The following is a 14640-nucleotide window of genomic DNA, read 5'->3' on the forward strand; positions in this document are numbered from 1 at the left end:
GAAGAATGCTGTTTCGGAAGCGGTGGGAGATACGGAGCGCGAGCATGAATATCTGGGCGCTGGACAAACATCAGGACATTCGCCATGTGTTGTTGCTGCTGAGCGAGCAGCTGGGGCCGGATGCCTTCGGCATCGATGCCACGACCTCGCTGGACCCGCGGGCCGTCTATCTGCTGCACCGCGAGGAGCCCGGCGTGCGCGCCTGGCTCTACACACTCGGGCAGAGTGCGGATCGCTACGGCGTGCATCTGGAATACCCGAACAGCACCGATACCCACGAGAACGTGCCGCTATCGGAGCTGGTGGCGATGCTCGCCGTGCATTTCGACGTGCCGACGATCCGGCCGCTGCCCTGATTCCTCCGGCTTAGGGCCTGTTAACCCTACTCCACACGGCCGCGGCAACGCGGCTTGCGGAGAGTAGTGTTAACAGGCCCTAGGCGACCCCCAGGCGCTCGGCGAGCCAGGGCAGCACCTGCTCGCAGGGCCGCTCGATCTTCAGGGTCAGCAGGGCTTCGGCGCGCATCGCGCCCTGGTTGATCGCCGCCAGCGGCTTGCCCAGCTCGGCGATCGAGCGACACAGCCGGAAGCTGGAATAGGTCATCACCGTCGAGCCGATCACCAGCAGCGCCGGCGCCCGCTCGATGCTCCGCGCGGTCGCCTCGGTCTGCTCGGCCGGCACGCCCTCGCCGTAGAACACCACATCCGGCTTGAGCAGGTCGCTGCCGCAGCAGGGGCACCAGGGGACGCGGAACCCCTCCAGCCAGGCCTCCGCCAGCCGGGCGTCGCCGTCCGGGGCGAGGACGGCCTCGGCGCCCTGCAGGTAGGCGTTCTCCGCTTCCAGCACGGACTGGATCTCGCTGCGCCACAGCCGTTTGCCGCAATCCAGGCAGCGCACCCGGTGCAGGTTGCCGTGCAGCTCGATCACGTCCTCGCTGCCGGCCGCCTGATGCAGCCCGTCCACGTTCTGGGTGATCAGGCCGGCGATCCGCCGTCCGGCCGAGAGCCTGGCCAGGGACTGGTGCGCCGCGTTCGGCTGCGCCTCGCGCATCTTCGGCCAGCCGATCATGCTGCGCGCCCAGTAGCGCCTGCGCGCCGCGGCCGAGCCGGTGAACTCCTGATAGGTCATCGGCGTCCGGCCATGGCGGACGCCCTCCTTGTCGCGATAGGCCGGAATGCCCGAGGGCGTGCTGAGGCCCGCGCCGGTCAGGACCAGCAGCGGCTGCCGCGCCATGAGCGCGCACAGCTCCAGCAGGGCGGCGGGGGGATCGAGGTCGTGCGGCATGGGTGTCTCCACATCTGTCGGTTCGGCGGAAGCGGCCGGCCGGTCGTGCGCTGTCTCGGCGAACGGCATGGGGTGAAACGGAAAGGCTGAGCATAAGGCAGAGTCGATCCGGCCGCTTGAGTGCGCCATTGCCCACAGGGTTATCCACAGATTTTTTCCCGGCCGGCAGTTGACAAGCAAGGGCTTGTAGTACCTCCGGGCGTGTCGGTTATCTCCTGTCGGCCTACTGGAAATGACTTGATATTTCAGGTGGTTATGTGCTGGCAGGAGGCTTCGTCATGCCGCTGGTCAAAAAGTGAGCGCTGCCCTCCAGGCCAGGTTTCATCGGCTCTGCGGCCAGTCATACCGCATTTGTCCACAGTTCGATCCACACTTTCTGTGGGCAAACATGCAGGCCCGATCCGCTGTTCCGTAGGCGGAGTCCGCAGCTCGATCGGCGTCCGGTTGCCGGGATCGGGAGCCGTTTTTCCGGAGTCCGGCAGATAAGATTTCGTCAACCTCTACCGCGGTGGCCGCGGCGACGCCAGCCACGGCGTCTGTCAGCCGTACGGCGAGAGCCGGAAGCTGGGGGCTGATCGGGTGGCACAGGCGATCTGCCCGGCCTCATGGCGCGCAGCGCCGGGGCGTCTGGGCCGAGGGCTGGTGCGGCATGGTCTGGCCATGGCCGGCCGGAGGAAGGCGCAGGCCGCGGCAGTGGCGAGCCGACTCCCCGCAAGATCGCACTCCAGCCGACTCCGGGCGGTGTCCGCTGGTTTTCGATGCTCTGTTAGCAGAGGCGACGGGGCCGTTCTAAGATTGCCGGGCGAGCCGAGCAATTCGTCGATCGAGGAGAAACCATGAAGCTCTACTACACCCCGGGGGCTTGCTCCCTGGTTCCGCACATCGTTCTTTGCGAACTGGGCCTGCCCTATGAATTGGAGAAGGTAGATCTGAAGAGTCATACCATCGAGGGCGGTGGGGATTACTACAACGTCAATTCCAAGGGTTATGTGCCGACCCTGCAGCTGAACGACGGCCAGCGGCTCACCGAAAGCGGGGCCATCGCCCTGTTCCTCGCCGAGAAGTTGCCCGAGGCCGGTCTGCTGCCCTCCAACGGCACCCTGGAACGGTTCCGCGTCCACGAATGGCTGTTCTTCATCAGCAGCGAACTGCACAAGGAGATCGGTCAGCTGTTCAATTCGCAGATCACTCCCGAGTGGAAGCAGGCCGCACTGGCCGCCCTCGAGAAGCGCCTGGCCTACGTCGACAAGGTGCTCACCGGCCAGGACTACCTAAACGGTGCGCGCTTCTCCGTGGCCGACGCCTATCTGTTCACCGTGCTGAGCTGGACCAAGCCGCTGGACATCGATCTGTCCCCCTGGCCGGCCTTGCGCGCCTTCCACGACCGGGTGGCGGCGCGGCCCGCCGTGCAGAAGGCGATGCAGGCGGAGGGGCTGATCTAGCGGGACGGGCAGCGCCACCCTGACCGTTTGCCGTGGGACAGGGGGAGGGCCGCCCCCGCCCACGACGCTCCGCCCAGCGCTTCCCGGACGGTCCGTGGCGCGCCGCGCCCGATGCGAGTCCTTCGCGTTTTGACAGCCACGGATAATGCTGCCATAGCTTTTGAGCGACGCCGGGCCAGCCTGCCGCCCGGCTCCGGGCATTCGCCGGCAGCGCCCGGCCGCAGGCGGGCGGCGGATCTCCCCCGCCAATCCATCCGAATCGCCGTGGGGAGGTTTCCCCGATGCTCAGCTTCGATGAACTGCGCGGCTACCTCGTCTACATCCGCATCGCCCACCACATCCACGGGCGTATCCGCCTCAAGCTGGTGGCCGACTACGAGTCAATCGTCCGCCAGGGCCGGCAGGCCCGACAATTCAAATCTATTCTGGATCGCACGCCGGGCGTGCACTCGATAAGGGTCAATCTGCTGGCTCGCTCGTGCTCCGTGGAATACGACCCGCAGGTGATTCCGGCCGAGGCCTGGAGCGATTTCCTGGCCGGCGTCGAATCGCCTGCCGCGGCGACTCTCGAGCAGATTCTGCGTGAGATCTACGGGGAGATCATGCATGAGAAACTATGACGAGCCGATCCTGCGCAGCCAGCGGATCGATCCCGCCGCTCCCTTTCCCATCCTGCATCAGGCCGTGCGCATCGCCCTCTACGACGAATACGCCGCCCAGAGCTTCTATGCCGGAGTGGTCGAGGCGTTCGGGGCGCGTCAGCCCTTCGCCAGCATCCTGCGCTCCGAGGAGCGGCACATCGCCGCGCTCTCGAACCTGTGCCAGCGCTTCGGCATTCCCCGCCCGTTGAATCCCTTCCCGCAGGAAACCAGCGTCTCGCCCAGCTGGCTGGTCAACTGCGAGCGGGCGGTCGCCGGCGAGATCGCCAACATCCGCCTGTACGACTATCTGCTCTCCCAGGCGGCCGAGCCCGAGGCGCGCCGGGTGTTCCAGAGCCTGCGGGCGGCCTCGCTGGAGCGGCACCTGCCGGCGTTCCGCCAGGCGGTGCTGGAGGCCATGGCGCAGGAGCGCTACCACGCGGACAGGGGCATCCCGCCGCAACAGGCCTACGTGCAGCACGGCCCGCTTTCCGACTTCATGGAGCGGGCGTTCGCCCATCTGGGCATCCAGGCCGGTCCGCTCGGCATTTTCAGCCCCCTCTTGCGTCACAGCCATCCCGCCATGCTGGCCGGCATGCTGGCAGGCGGGACGGGGGTCTATCTGCTGAAGAACCGGCCCGGTCGAAATCGAAAGGAGGACTGAGATGTTCCATATCATTCCCTTTGCCGTCGGCGTCGTGACGGGAGCCGCGTTGCTCAAGCTGTTCAAGAGCGAGAAGACCCAAGAGGGCCTGGACAAGGCCCAGGGCGGTCTGCGCGGCGCCACCGTGTCCAGTCTGGAGGCGATCGAGAACGCCTCGGCGCGGGCCCGCGCCCGTCTCGCCGGGAGGCAGGAGGCCGCACCCGGGCCCGAGCAGGCCGCCGCCGGCGAACCCCCGCACCTGAACGAGGAGGAGGCGGCCACGGCGCGCGCCGCCGCCGAGCCGGTGACGGGCACGCCGGGCACCCAGGGCGCACAGGGCAGGCAGGGCGGAGCGGTCGGGGGCGAGCGCCATCTCTGGACCGCCAGCGAGTCCCTGGAAGGCACTGAGGGCAAGAGGGGGGATCGGGCACCATGAGATACCAGCCCCTCGGCCCCGGCCATGTGGCCTATCCGGCGTATCCGCTCTATCCGCCGCCGCTGCCCATGAGCACCGAATTCACCCGCGCCTTCGTCGCCACCGCCTGTCTCTCGGCGTTCCAGGGCGGCGCCCGCCCGCAGTCGCCGACCCAGCTGCGGAAGGTGCTGCGCCAGGCCCTGCAGGGCGGCACGGCATTCGCCGCCGGGTCGCGGGCCGCGACGGCCGTCCGCCAGGGCGACTATTCCAGCGCGCTGGTCGCCGCTGCACTCGGTGCCGGGGGCGTGCTGCTGCTCGAACAGCTGCTGCGCGATGCGGCCCGGCTCGACAAGGAGAAACAGGATGGGCAAGAAGCATAAGTACAAGAAGCAGTACGCCGGCGGCGGACCCTATGGCATGGGTTATGGCGAAATGCCGCCCCAGGCGGCCGGGTCGCAGTACGGCGAGGGCGGCGGCTATGGGACGGCATATGGCGGTTACGGTGGGTATGGCGGCGGGCCGCAGCCGCAGCAAGGTTTCGATGGCATGCATGGCGGTACCTACCACCACCATGGCCACGGCTATGGATACGGCTACGGTGGCAATGGCGCGTTCGGCGGCGGCTTCCCCGGCGCCGGCCTGTTCGATGCCGGCCTGCTGCAGAACATGCCGGCCTTCCTGCGTTCGGGCAATGCCGAGCAGTTCCTGCTCGGCGCGGTGCTCGGCGCCACCGCGGCCTGGGTGCTGGCCGACGAGGAGCTGCGCGGCAAGCTGATCAAGGCCGGCATGAAGCTCTATGCCGGCGTCGCCGGCGGCTTCGAGGAGATGAAGGAGCAGATGGCCGACCTCAAGGCCGAGGTCGCCGCCGAGCGTCACGGAGAGGACTGATGGACGGCGACTGGTTCGTCCGGCTGCAGCCGCTGCACCAAACGCTCGGTCGGGTGCGCTTTCGCTACCGCTGCCGGGCGGGCATGCCGCTCGATGCGCACAGCATCGAATACGAGGTCAGAACCCTCAAGGGCGTGCTGCAGGCGCGCGCCAATCCGGCGGCGCGCTCGCTGGTGGTGGAGTTCGAGCCGGGCGTCACCGACCCCGACAGCCTGGCCGCCGCCATTCTCGCCCTGTCGCCGTCGGGCCTGCCGCTGCCGGCCGCCAACCACCGGCACAGCGAGGCCGCGCGCCTGGGCGCGGTGGCCATGAGCGGCGCTACATTGCTGGCCACCTCCAGCCTGCAGCCGACCCTGCAGGCGCCGGTCGCCTTCGGCGCCGCCGTGCCGCTGCTCGGCGAAGCGGTCGACGACTTTCTCGAGAAGGGCATCACCTCCCATGTGCTGGAAGCTCTCGCCGTGGGCATCTCCATCGGCCGCAGCGATTTTCTCGCCGCCAATACCACTTCCTTTCTACTGGCGCTCGGCGAATACCTCGAGGAGTCCATCGAGCGCCGCTCCGACGAGCTGCTCAAGCACCTGTTGCGCCCGCCGGGCGGCGAGGTGTGGGTCGAGCGCAACGGCGTCGAGACGCTGATCGATGCCGCCGAGGTGCAGGTCGGCGACAGCGTGATCGCCGCCACCGGCACGGTGATCCCGGTGGACGGCACCGTGCTCGGCGGCGAGGCGCTGGTCAACGAGGCGACCATGACCGGCGAGAGCGTGCCGGTGGTACGCCGGCGCGGCGACCGGGTGCTGTCGGCGACCCTGATCGAGGAGGGGCGCCTGCGCATCTACGCCGAGCGGGTCGGCCGGCAGGCCGCCGCCGCGCGGATCGCCGAATTCGTCGAGCAGTCGCTCTCGGTGAAGAGCGAGACCCAGCTCGAGGCCGCGCGCCTGGCCGACCGCCTGGTGCCCATGGTGCTCGGCCTGGCCGGCGCCACCTGGCTGCTGACCGGCGACGGGCAGCGCGTCGCGGCGGTGCTGCAGGCCGACTATTCCTGTGCCTTGAAACTGGCCACGCCGGTGGCCTTCAAGGCGGCGATGTACCGCGCCGGACAGTCGGCGATCCTGATCAAGAGCGCCAAGGCCCTGGAGCGCCTGGCTCGCGCCGACACCTTCGTCTTCGACAAGACCGGCACCCTGACCACCGGCGTGCTCAAGGTGACCGATTCGATCGCCTTCAGCGCCGCCTATACCTCGGAGGACCTGACCAACCTGGCCGCCTCGGTCGAGGAGCATTACGTCCATCCGGTCGCCGAGGCGGTGGTGGCGGCGGCCCACCGCCTCGAACATCCGCACCACTTCGATCACCAGGCCGTGCAGTTCGTGGTCGCCCATGGCGTGGCCAGCGTGATCGACGGCAAGCGCGTCGTGGTCGGCTCGCGGCACTTCATCGAGGACGACGAGGGGATCTCCACCGCGGCCCATGCCGAGGTGATCGAGCGCCTGCACGGCGAAGGCAAGACCCTCCTCTACATCGGCTTCGGCGGCGAGCTGATCGGCGTCCTGGGGCTGACCGAGAGCGTGCGCGACAATGCCGCCCAAACCGTGGCGCGGCTGCGCGCGCTGGGCGTCCGGCGCATCCTGATGCTCACCGGCGACCAGCCGGAGCGCGCCCGTGCGCTGGCCGAGGAGTTGGGCCTCGACGAGTTTCGCGCCGGCCTGCTGCCGGAGCAGAAGGCCGAGGTGCTGCAGCAACTCGCCGCCGAGGGCGCGCGCATCGCCTTCGTCGGCGACGGGGTGAACGACGCGCCGGCGCTGACCGGCGCCCTGGTCGGCATCGCCATGCACCATGGCGCCGACATCGCCCGCCTGGCTTCCGACATCACCTTGCTGGAAGACGATTTTTCCCGGGTCGCCGACGCCCGTGCCCTGGCGCTGGCCACCCGGCGGCTGATCGACGGCAACTTCAAGCTCACCGCCGGCCTCAACACCAGCATCCTCGGTGCGGCGGCCTTCGGCCTGCTGACCCCGGTGGCCGCCTCGATGCTGCACAACGGCAGCACCATCGCCATCCTCCTGCGCGCGCTGGCCGGCGCCGGCCTGCCGCGCGAGCCCGGGACCCGGGTGAAACGCTGCGCCGCGAAGCGTTCCGATGCCGGACCCGCGACCGCCACAGGCCACTGACCGACATCCGAACAAGGAGGTTTTTCCATGCTGCTCAGGGATCTTCACGTCGGCGAGCGCGCCAGGGTCCTCGGCTTCGCCGAGGGCGGCAGCGCCTACCGCCGCAAGCTGCTGTCGATGGGCCTCACGCCAGGTGCGGAAATCAGCATCACACGGGTGGCGCCGATGGGCGATCCGGTGGAAATCCGTGTGCGCGGCTTCGCCCTGTCGCTGCGCCGGGACGAGGCCGACGCGCTCTCGGTGGAGCGGCTATGAAGGACCTCTACCTGATCGCCCTGGTCGGCAATCCCAACTGCGGCAAGACCACCCTGTTCAACGCCCTGACCGGCTCGCACCAGCGGGTCGGCAACTGGCCGGGGGTGACGGTCGAGCGCAAGAGTGGCGAATACCTGTTTCGCGGGCTGCGCTTCGAGGTCGTGGACCTGCCGGGCACCTACTCGCTGGACGTGACCGACCAGGAGGTCTCCCTCGACGAGAAGCTCGCCCGCGACTATGTCCACGGCAGCGAGGCCGATCTGGTGATCAACATCGTCGACGCCGCCAACCTGGAGCGCAACCTCTACCTGACCAGCCAGCTCGTCGAGATGCGCGTGCCGCTGCTGGTGGTGCTCAACATGGTCGACGTGGCCGAGGCCCGGGGCATGACGCTGGATGCCAGGGCCCTGGTCGAGCGCCTGGGCTGCCCGGTGGTGCCGGTGGTCGCCTCCGAGGGCGAGGGCATCGAGAAGCTCAAGGCGGCCATCGCCGAGGCCGTCGCCGAACGCCGCGGCGCGACCGCCGAGGTCGCCTACGCGGCGGCGCTGGAGGAGGCGATCGCTGCCCTGGCACCGCAGCTGGCGGCGACCGCCGCCCATGCCGGCACCTCGACGCGCTGGCTGGCGGTGCGCCTGCTGGAGGGCGACGATCTCGCCCGGCAGACCGCCGGCAGTGCGCTGAGCGGGCAGGCGCAGGCGCTTGCCGCGAAGCTGGGCGAGGACCTCGACATCCAGGTGGCCGATGCCCGCTACGGGCTGGCCAACCGCCTGGCCGGCGAGGTGGTCGGCGTCGGCGGCCGGGTCGGGCGCGACCTCACCGAGCACATCGACCGCGTGGTGCTCAACCGCGCCCTGGGCATCCCGATCTTTCTGGCGATGATGTATCTGATGTTCATGCTCACCATCAACCTCGGCGGCGCCTTCATCGATTTCTTCGAGCAGCTCGTCGGGGTGCTGCTGGTCGACGGTCTGGGTGCGCTGCTGGCCAGTCTCGGCGCGCCGGGCTGGCTGGTGCTGCTGCTGGCGCAGGGCGTCGGCGGCGGCCTGCGGGTGGTGGCGTCCTTCATTCCGATAATCGGCTTTCTGTTCCTGTCCCTGTCGCTGCTGGAGGATTCCGGCTACATGGCCCGGGCCGCCTTCGTGATGGACCGCTTCATGCGCTGGATCGGCCTGCCGGGCAAGTCCTTCGTGCCGCTCCTGGTCGGCTTCGGCTGCACGGTGCCGGCGATCATGGCGACCCGCACCCTGGAACACCGCCGCGACCGCCTGATGACCATCGCCATGGCGCACTTCATGTCCTGCGGCGCCCGCCTGCCGGTCTATGTGCTGCTGGCCGCGGCCTTCTTCCCCGAGGGTGCGCAGAACGTGGTGTTCGGCCTGTACCTGATCGGCATTGCGGTGGCGGTGCTGACCGGGCTGGTGCTGAAGAACACCCTGCTGCAGGGCGAGGCCACGCCCTTCATCATGGAGTTGCCGCCCTACCATGTGCCGACCGTGCGGGGCGTGCTGATCCATGCCTGGGACCGCCTGAAGCGCTTCATCTTTCGCGCCGGGCGGGTGATCGTGCCCATGGTACTGGTGGTGAACGTGCTCAATGCGCTGGGCACCGACGGCAGTTACAGCAATGAGAACAGCGACCGATCGGTGCTGGCCGCCGTGGGCCGCGGCGTCGCACCGGCCTTCGCGCCGCTGGGGCTGGACGAGGACAACTGGCCGGCGGTGGTCGGCATCTTCACCGGCGTGCTGGCCAAGGAGGCGATAGTGGGCACCCTGAACGCCGCCTATGCGTCCCTGGCGGCAGGCTCGCAGGATGCCGGCGAGAGGTCACCCCTCGCCCTGGGCGCCGGCATCGCCGCCGCCTTCGCGACCATCCCCGCCAACCTCGCCGCGCTGTTCGACGGCTGGCTCAAGCTGCTGCCGGGCAGCACTTCCTGGCGCCGGGATGTCGCCGGCATCGAGGCGCAGAGCCAGAGCCTGCCGGAGGCGGATCAGGCCCGAACCAGCAGCGTCTTCGGTGCCATGGCGAGCCGCTTCGACGGGCGTGCCGGCGCCTTCGCCTACCTGCTGTTCATTCTGCTCTACATGCCCTGCACCTCGGCAACCGCGACGGTCTACCAGGAGTCCGGTCCGCGCTGGACGCTGTTCGTGGCGCTCTGGACCACCGGGCTGGCCTATGGCGTGTCGACCCTGTTCTACCAGGCGGCGACCCTGACCCGTCACCCGCTGTCTTCGCTGGTCTGGATCGGTGCGCTGCTGATGTTCTTCGGCCTGGTGCTGTACGCCATGCGCCGTTTCGCCGGGCGCGGCGCCCCGGCAGCTGTTCCCCAGCGAACCTGAGGAGGAAGACCATGATCCTGTCGGAGATCGGCCAGTACCTGCGACTGCACGGCCGGGCCAGCCTGCGCGATCTGGCGACGGCCACCGGCAGCACGCCGGAGGCGGTCGAGGCCATGCTCGCCACCCTGGAGCGCAAGGGCCGCGTGCGCCGCCTGCCCGCCGGCTCCACTTGTGGATCGTCCTGCTGCCAGTGTGATCCGGGCACGCTCGTGCTCTACGAGTGGACCGGCGACTCCTGAGCGGCGCCGATGAACACCCCCCCGACGCTGCTGGTGATCGGCATCCACCGCGAGGAACTGGCCTTCGGCCAGGCCGTGGCCGGAGGCATGGACCCGGCGCAGGTGGCGGTGCTGGAGATCCCGGAAGGGCTGTCCGGGCAGCCGCCGCCCGCCGCGCGGCGCTTCCAGTACGAGGCCCTGCACCGGGCACTGTACCTGCAGCTGCTGCCCCATGTGCTCAATCGTCACCGTTTGCTCATCGACCTGCACAGCGGCTCCGATCCGCAGCTCGGCGCCGACCTGATCTGCGCCGACCCGGCACTGTGCGCCTGCCTGCGCACGGCGTTGGCCGGTGCCGAGCGCCTGACCGGCGCGGAGGTCCGTGTGGTGCCCCTCGGCGACGAGGGCGCCGACCTGCACGCGCGCACCATCATCCCACCGCAGGTGTGGCGCAACCCGGCCTTTCTCTACCTGGGGCTGGAGATCTACCTGCCTGAGCTGGCGGATGCCTGGCCGGGCGCCCGCGAGCTGGCCCGCGAACTGATCGCCATCGCCGCCGGCTGCGTCGGGCGGCTCGATGGGCGCTGAGCGAGTGTCGCTGCTGTGCCGGCTGGTGCTGCTGTTTCTGCTCGCAGGCCCGCCTTCGGCGTTCGCCGAACCGCCAGCGGACCACGCCGGGGAGCAGACGGTCGAGGTGTTCGTGCGCGACGGCTGTCCGCACTGCAGCGTGGCCAAGGCCTTTCTCGCCGAGCTGGCCGCCGAGCGCCCCGAGCTGCGCATCGTCCTGCGCCCGGTGGACCGCGATGCCGCGGCGCGCGAGGATCTCTTGCGGATTTCCCGCAAGGCCGGCGTCTGGCCGTCCGGCGTGCCGACCTTCGTGATCGGCGAACGGGTGCTGGTCGGCTTCGACGCTGCCGGGCGCACCAGCGCCGAGCTGGTCGCGCTGCTCGATCGGCAAGCGTTGCCTGTCGATTCGCTCGAAACCGGGCTGTTCGGCACCCTCAGCGTGGAGCGCCTGGGGCTGCTGCTGTTCACCCTGGCCCTCGGCCTGCTCGACGGCTTCAATCCCTGCGCGATGTGGCTGCTGCTGTTTCTTCTCTCGCTCCTGGTGCGCCTGCACGACCGCCGGCGCATGGCGCTGGTCGCCGGCACCTTCGTGCTGGCCGGCGGCGCGGTCTACTACGCCTTCCTGACCGCCTGGCTCAACCTGTTCCTGCTGGTCGGCGTCTCCGCGGCGCTGGCCCGGCTGCTCGGCGGCCTGGCCCTGCTGATCGGTGCGCTCAATCTCCGGGACGGACTGCGGCCGGGCGGCGACTTCACGCTGTCGATACCGGCCGCGGCCAAGCCCGGGCTCTATGCCCGCCTGCGTGCCATCCTGCAGGCCGAGCGGCTGCTGCCGGCGCTCGCCGGCGTCGCCGTGCTGGCGCTGCTGGTGAACGTCGTCGAGCTGCTGTGCACCGCAGGCTTCCCGGCGCTCTACACGGCGATCCTCGCCCGCCAGGACCTGACTCCGGCCGCCCACTATGCCTACCTGGGCCTGTATGTGCTGGGCTAGCTGGCGGACGACCTGCTGATGGTGGCCAGTGCGCTGCTCGCCCTCGGCGGGCGGCAGCTGTAGGAACGGGCGGGGCGCTGGCTCAAGCGTGTGAGCGGGGCAGTCATGCTGGCTCTGGGGGCGGTCATGTTGCTGCGGCCGCAGTGGCTGGCGTAGCGCCCGGCCATCTGCACGCTGCTGGCTCTTCGCCGTTCACCGACGGCGGCGTGGACCGTCACTTTCAGGGCTAACCTTTTTCTGCTGGGGGCGTCTTCCGCTTTTCCGGATGCTCCAGAAAGCCCGCTTCCCGCTCGGGAATGCCCGGTTCCTGGCAAGGCTGGCCGATTCGGTCGACAGCATGGCTTCGCCCGGGCATCAGGAAGGTCGTTTCTTCGAGAGGAGTGTTCCCATGGAAAACCGCAAAGCCAAGCTTCCCGCCATCGATATCGGCATCGAGGCCGCGGATCGCGAGCAGATCGCCAACGGCCTGTCGGCACTGCTCGCCGACAGCTTCGCGCTCTATCTGATGACCCACAACTTTCACTGGAACGTGACCGGCCCGCAGTTCAATACACTGCACCAGATGTTCATGACCCAGTACACCGAGCAATGGGATGCCCTCGACCTGATCGCCGAGCGCATCCGCGCGCTGGGCTTTCCGGCGCCGGGCACCTATGCGGAATTCGCCAGACTGGCTTCCATCGAGGAGGTGAAGGGGGTGCCGAAGGCGAGCGAGATGGTCCGTCATCTGGTCGCCGCCCAGGAAGCGACCGCCCGCACCGCCCGCAAGCTCTTCCCGGTGGTCGAGAAGGCCGGCGACCAGCCGACGGCCGATCTGCTCACCCAGCGGCTGGAGGTGCACGAGAAGACCGCCTGGATGCTGCGCAGTCTTCTGGAGGAGTAGACCATGCGCGGAGCGTGGCCTGGGATGCTCAGCGCACCAGCGAGCGCCGATGCACGCCCAGGTGCACGCCCAGGCAGGCCACGAACAGGCCGCCGGTGACGGCATGCGCGCCTTTCTTGCCGGCCGCGGCCAGCGCCAGCGAGGCGGCCAGGCTGCCCAGCATGCCGAGCTTGGCGCCGCGGTTGATCTGCATCTTCAGCGAGCGCCGGCGCGGCGCGTGGGGCCGGGCCAGTTCGGCGTCGATGATCGAGTCGACCTTCGCCTCCAGCGCCTCGACCGCGGTCCGCGCGGCATCGAAGTGCAGGACGAGGCTGCCGGCACGGGCGTTGGGCTGCAGGCTGTCGACGCCTTCGAGGCCGGCCAGGGCCTCCTCAATCCGGGCCAGGCGCGCCCGGTCCCGCAGCACTCGGTCACGGATGCGGATGCGCCCGGGCAGCGCGGAAACGATACGACTCATGGGTGATTCATCCTGTACGGCAGATGAGCGACTCTCCGCCAGTCATGGCTCGGCATGGCTGTGCGCAGGACGGGAAGGGGAGTCGGCATCAACGGGGTGGGTGCGAGAATTGGCAACTGATAATTATACGCATTTGGCTTCCGTGGCAAGCCGAACCGGATGTTCGGTCAGCCTGGCGTTGCGCCTTCGCTGAAGCGGAATGTATCCCGAGTCATGCGGCCAGCCGGGTGGCTGCAGTATTTTCCGCCTGCCATCCTTCCGGGACGGCCTTCCGATGGCCACTGCCTCACGCCGTAGGATGGGTATCGCTGCGTCAACCCATCCTACGGCTACACGAGGGCGTCGCCACGGCTGCGGGTGGCAAGGCCCTGTGCGGACCTGCAGGACGGCGAAGTAGCAGCGCCTTCAGCGGGTGTGCTCCACCCGGTTGCGTCCGTTGCGCTTGGCCTTGTAGAGCTCCGCATCCGCCAGGCTGAGCATGTGTTCGAGGTCCAGCGAACCGTTCTCGCAGACGGCGACGCCGAAGCTGGAGGTGCAGCGGATGACGACCGGCGCCGTGCGCGAGGCTGGTGGCGGCGATGGCGCCGCGCAGCCGTTCGGCGACGGTCAGCGCCTCGGGCAGGGAGGTTTCCGGAAGGATCAGCGCGAATTCCTCGCCGCCGAGCCGTCCGGCGATGTCCGCCTCGCGCACCTGCGCGCGCATGCTGTCGGCCACCGCGACCAGCACCTTGTCGCCGACGAGGTGGCCATGGACATCGTTGATCTGCTTGAAATGATCGAGGTCGAACATGATCACGGCGATGGGGCTGGCGGCACGCGCGGCCTGCCTGAAGGCCTGCAGGCCCAGCTGGAAGAACGCCCGGCGGTTGTTCAGGCCGGTGAGCTCGTCGATCTGCGCCAGGGCTTCGGCCTGGTGCTTGGCCTCGGCGAGCTCCGCCTCGATGCGCTTGCGCTCGGTGATGTCGGTGGCGATCTCGATGCGCACCAGGCGGCCGTCCGCCCAGTAGCGCGCCCGGTCGCGGCATTCGTACCAGCGGCCGGTACGGGTGTTGCGGATCTCCCAGACGTGGACGCCGGCCGGCTCGCCGTTGCCGTCGAGCAGATAGGGGTTGCTGCAGAAGTCGCAGGGGCCGGACTGTCCGGCCTGCATCACCTGCCAGCACTTCATCCCTCCGGGATTGCCGTAGTACTGGCGTCCGTAGCTGTTGAGAAACAGCAGGTCATGGCTGTGCATGTCCGCCACATAGACGATGGCGTCGATGCTGTCGAGGATGATCTCGAGGCTGGCGGCCCGGCTGCAGTCGCAGGCCGTCCCTGGCCCGCGACCGGTTTCTTCTGGGGTGCTTTCTGGCGAATGCATGTCCGCTCTACTGCTGGGCCGGCACTCCGGCCGGCGGGAATACACCCGTCTGCCTCACAGGCGGCAGACGGAGCCAGGGGCAGAATAGATCAAACTGC

General features: G+C 68.9%; 17 protein-coding genes. 14 read left to right on the plus strand and 3 right to left on the minus strand.

Annotated elements, in window-relative coordinates:
* The first annotated feature begins 44 nt into the window (after positions 1-44).
* Positions 45-356, plus strand: coding sequence for a hypothetical protein (locus GCU53_RS22225; protein ID WP_152389516.1), 312 nt, complete (start codon positions 45-47; stop codon positions 354-356).
* Positions 357-435: 79 nt separating this feature from the next.
* On the opposite strand, the gene GCU53_RS22230 is transcribed toward GCU53_RS22225, so the two are convergent.
* Entirely contained in the window at positions 436-1284 is an 849-nt protein-coding gene (locus tag GCU53_RS22230; RefSeq protein WP_152389517.1) for an NAD-dependent protein deacetylase, read from the minus strand.
* A gap of 836 nt (positions 1285-2120) precedes the next feature.
* On the opposite strand from GCU53_RS22230, the gene gstA reads away from it, so the two are divergent.
* The 13 genes from gstA to GCU53_RS22295 all read left to right on the plus strand — a co-directional run bounded on the left by gstA (position 2121) and on the right by GCU53_RS22295 (position 12725).
* Positions 2121-2726: a glutathione transferase GstA gene (gene gstA, locus GCU53_RS22235; RefSeq protein ID WP_152389518.1), complete on the plus strand. Its 606-nt coding sequence runs from the start codon at positions 2121-2123 to the stop codon at positions 2724-2726.
* A 281-nt stretch (positions 2727-3007) separates the two neighbouring features.
* Positions 3008-3346, plus strand: a complete 339-nt coding sequence (locus tag GCU53_RS22240; RefSeq protein WP_152389519.1) for a heavy-metal-associated domain-containing protein — start codon at positions 3008-3010, stop codon at positions 3344-3346.
* Complete coding sequence (locus tag GCU53_RS22245; protein WP_152389520.1) at positions 3333-4028, plus strand: ferritin-like domain-containing protein; 696 nt, start codon at positions 3333-3335, stop codon at positions 4026-4028. Before GCU53_RS22240 ends, GCU53_RS22245 begins: the two co-directional genes overlap by 14 nt.
* A gap of 1 nt (position 4029) precedes the next feature.
* Positions 4030-4443 (plus strand): hypothetical protein, encoded by a 414-nt coding sequence (locus tag GCU53_RS22250; RefSeq protein WP_152389521.1) that lies wholly within the window; start codon positions 4030-4032, stop codon positions 4441-4443.
* Positions 4440-4802 carry a hypothetical protein gene (locus tag GCU53_RS22255; protein ID WP_152389522.1) on the plus strand — a complete coding sequence of 121 codons (363 nt, stop codon included), beginning with the start codon at positions 4440-4442 and terminating at the stop codon, positions 4800-4802. The genes GCU53_RS22250 and GCU53_RS22255 overlap by 4 nt, the downstream gene beginning before the upstream one ends.
* On the plus strand, positions 4786-5310 hold the full coding sequence (locus tag GCU53_RS22260) for a YtxH domain-containing protein (RefSeq protein WP_152389523.1): 525 nt from the start codon (positions 4786-4788) through the stop codon (positions 5308-5310). The genes GCU53_RS22255 and GCU53_RS22260 overlap by 17 nt, the downstream gene beginning before the upstream one ends.
* A complete protein-coding gene (locus GCU53_RS22265; protein ID WP_152389524.1) occupies positions 5310-7478 on the plus strand; it encodes a heavy metal translocating P-type ATPase in 2169 nt (722 codons plus the stop codon). The genes GCU53_RS22260 and GCU53_RS22265 overlap by 1 nt, the downstream gene beginning before the upstream one ends.
* A gap of 27 nt (positions 7479-7505) precedes the next feature.
* Positions 7506-7733 (plus strand): FeoA family protein, encoded by a 228-nt coding sequence (locus GCU53_RS22270; RefSeq protein ID WP_152389525.1) that lies wholly within the window; start codon positions 7506-7508, stop codon positions 7731-7733.
* Complete coding sequence (gene feoB, locus GCU53_RS22275; protein WP_152389526.1) at positions 7730-10069, plus strand: Fe(2+) transporter permease subunit FeoB; 2340 nt, start codon at positions 7730-7732, stop codon at positions 10067-10069. The genes GCU53_RS22270 and feoB overlap by 4 nt, the downstream gene beginning before the upstream one ends.
* A gap of 11 nt (positions 10070-10080) precedes the next feature.
* The gene (locus GCU53_RS22280) at positions 10081-10308 is read left to right on the plus strand and encodes a FeoC-like transcriptional regulator (protein ID WP_152389527.1); all 228 of its coding nucleotides are present in this window, start codon (positions 10081-10083) and stop codon (positions 10306-10308) included.
* Positions 10309-10317: 9 nt separating this feature from the next.
* Positions 10318-10875 carry a hypothetical protein gene (locus tag GCU53_RS22285; RefSeq protein WP_152389528.1) on the plus strand — a complete coding sequence of 186 codons (558 nt, stop codon included), beginning with the start codon at positions 10318-10320 and terminating at the stop codon, positions 10873-10875.
* Positions 10865-11842 (plus strand): glutaredoxin family protein, encoded by a 978-nt coding sequence (locus GCU53_RS22290; RefSeq protein ID WP_244306922.1) that lies wholly within the window; start codon positions 10865-10867, stop codon positions 11840-11842. The genes GCU53_RS22285 and GCU53_RS22290 overlap by 11 nt, the downstream gene beginning before the upstream one ends.
* Positions 11843-12230: 388 nt before the next feature.
* Complete coding sequence (locus tag GCU53_RS22295; protein ID WP_152389529.1) at positions 12231-12725, plus strand: Dps family protein; 495 nt, start codon at positions 12231-12233, stop codon at positions 12723-12725.
* A gap of 28 nt (positions 12726-12753) precedes the next feature.
* On the opposite strand, the gene GCU53_RS22300 is transcribed toward GCU53_RS22295, so the two are convergent.
* Both GCU53_RS22300 and GCU53_RS26285 read right to left on the minus strand, forming a co-directional pair.
* Complete coding sequence (locus GCU53_RS22300) at positions 12754-13182, minus strand: heavy-metal-associated domain-containing protein (protein WP_152389530.1); 429 nt, start codon at positions 13180-13182, stop codon at positions 12754-12756.
* 313 nt (positions 13183-13495) lie between these two features.
* Positions 13496-14542, minus strand: a complete 1047-nt coding sequence (locus GCU53_RS26285; RefSeq protein ID WP_425278157.1) for a sensor domain-containing diguanylate cyclase — start codon at positions 14540-14542, stop codon at positions 13496-13498.
* Positions 14543-14640 lie beyond the last annotated feature (98 nt).

The organism is Azotobacter salinestris, assembly GCF_009363155.1.
Lineage (GTDB): Bacteria > Pseudomonadota > Gammaproteobacteria > Pseudomonadales > Pseudomonadaceae > Azotobacter > Azotobacter salinestris.

Excerpts from the sequence above, each read along its gene's own strand:
- GCU53_RS22260 (WP_152389523.1), top strand. The coding sequence starts at position 4,786 with ATGGGCAAGAAGCATAAGTACAAGAAGCAGTACGCCGGCGGCGGACCC.
- GCU53_RS22245 (WP_152389520.1), top strand. The coding sequence starts at position 3,333 with ATGAGAAACTATGACGAGCCGATCCTGCGCAGCCAGCGGATCGATCCC.
- feoB (WP_152389526.1), top strand. The coding sequence starts at position 7,730 with ATGAAGGACCTCTACCTGATCGCCCTGGTCGGCAATCCCAACTGCGGC.
- GCU53_RS22255 (WP_152389522.1), top strand. The coding sequence starts at position 4,440 with ATGAGATACCAGCCCCTCGGCCCCGGCCATGTGGCCTATCCGGCGTAT.
- GCU53_RS22265 (WP_152389524.1), top strand. The coding sequence starts at position 5,310 with ATGGACGGCGACTGGTTCGTCCGGCTGCAGCCGCTGCACCAAACGCTC.
- GCU53_RS22280 (WP_152389527.1), top strand. The coding sequence starts at position 10,081 with ATGATCCTGTCGGAGATCGGCCAGTACCTGCGACTGCACGGCCGGGCC.
- gstA (WP_152389518.1), top strand. The coding sequence starts at position 2,121 with ATGAAGCTCTACTACACCCCGGGGGCTTGCTCCCTGGTTCCGCACATC.
- GCU53_RS26285 (WP_425278157.1), bottom strand. The coding sequence starts at position 14,542 with ATGCATTCGCCAGAAAGCACCCCAGAAGAAACCGGTCGCGGGCCAGGG.
- GCU53_RS22290 (WP_244306922.1), top strand. The coding sequence starts at position 10,865 with ATGGGCGCTGAGCGAGTGTCGCTGCTGTGCCGGCTGGTGCTGCTGTTT.
- GCU53_RS22300 (WP_152389530.1), bottom strand. The coding sequence starts at position 13,182 with ATGAGTCGTATCGTTTCCGCGCTGCCCGGGCGCATCCGCATCCGTGAC.
- GCU53_RS22230 (WP_152389517.1), bottom strand. The coding sequence starts at position 1,284 with ATGCCGCACGACCTCGATCCCCCCGCCGCCCTGCTGGAGCTGTGCGCG.
- GCU53_RS22285 (WP_152389528.1), top strand. The coding sequence starts at position 10,318 with ATGAACACCCCCCCGACGCTGCTGGTGATCGGCATCCACCGCGAGGAA.
- GCU53_RS22270 (WP_152389525.1), top strand. The coding sequence starts at position 7,506 with ATGCTGCTCAGGGATCTTCACGTCGGCGAGCGCGCCAGGGTCCTCGGC.
- GCU53_RS22250 (WP_152389521.1), top strand. The coding sequence starts at position 4,030 with ATGTTCCATATCATTCCCTTTGCCGTCGGCGTCGTGACGGGAGCCGCG.
- GCU53_RS22225 (WP_152389516.1), top strand. The coding sequence starts at position 45 with ATGAATATCTGGGCGCTGGACAAACATCAGGACATTCGCCATGTGTTG.
- GCU53_RS22240 (WP_152389519.1), top strand. The coding sequence starts at position 3,008 with ATGCTCAGCTTCGATGAACTGCGCGGCTACCTCGTCTACATCCGCATC.
- GCU53_RS22295 (WP_152389529.1), top strand. The coding sequence starts at position 12,231 with ATGGAAAACCGCAAAGCCAAGCTTCCCGCCATCGATATCGGCATCGAG.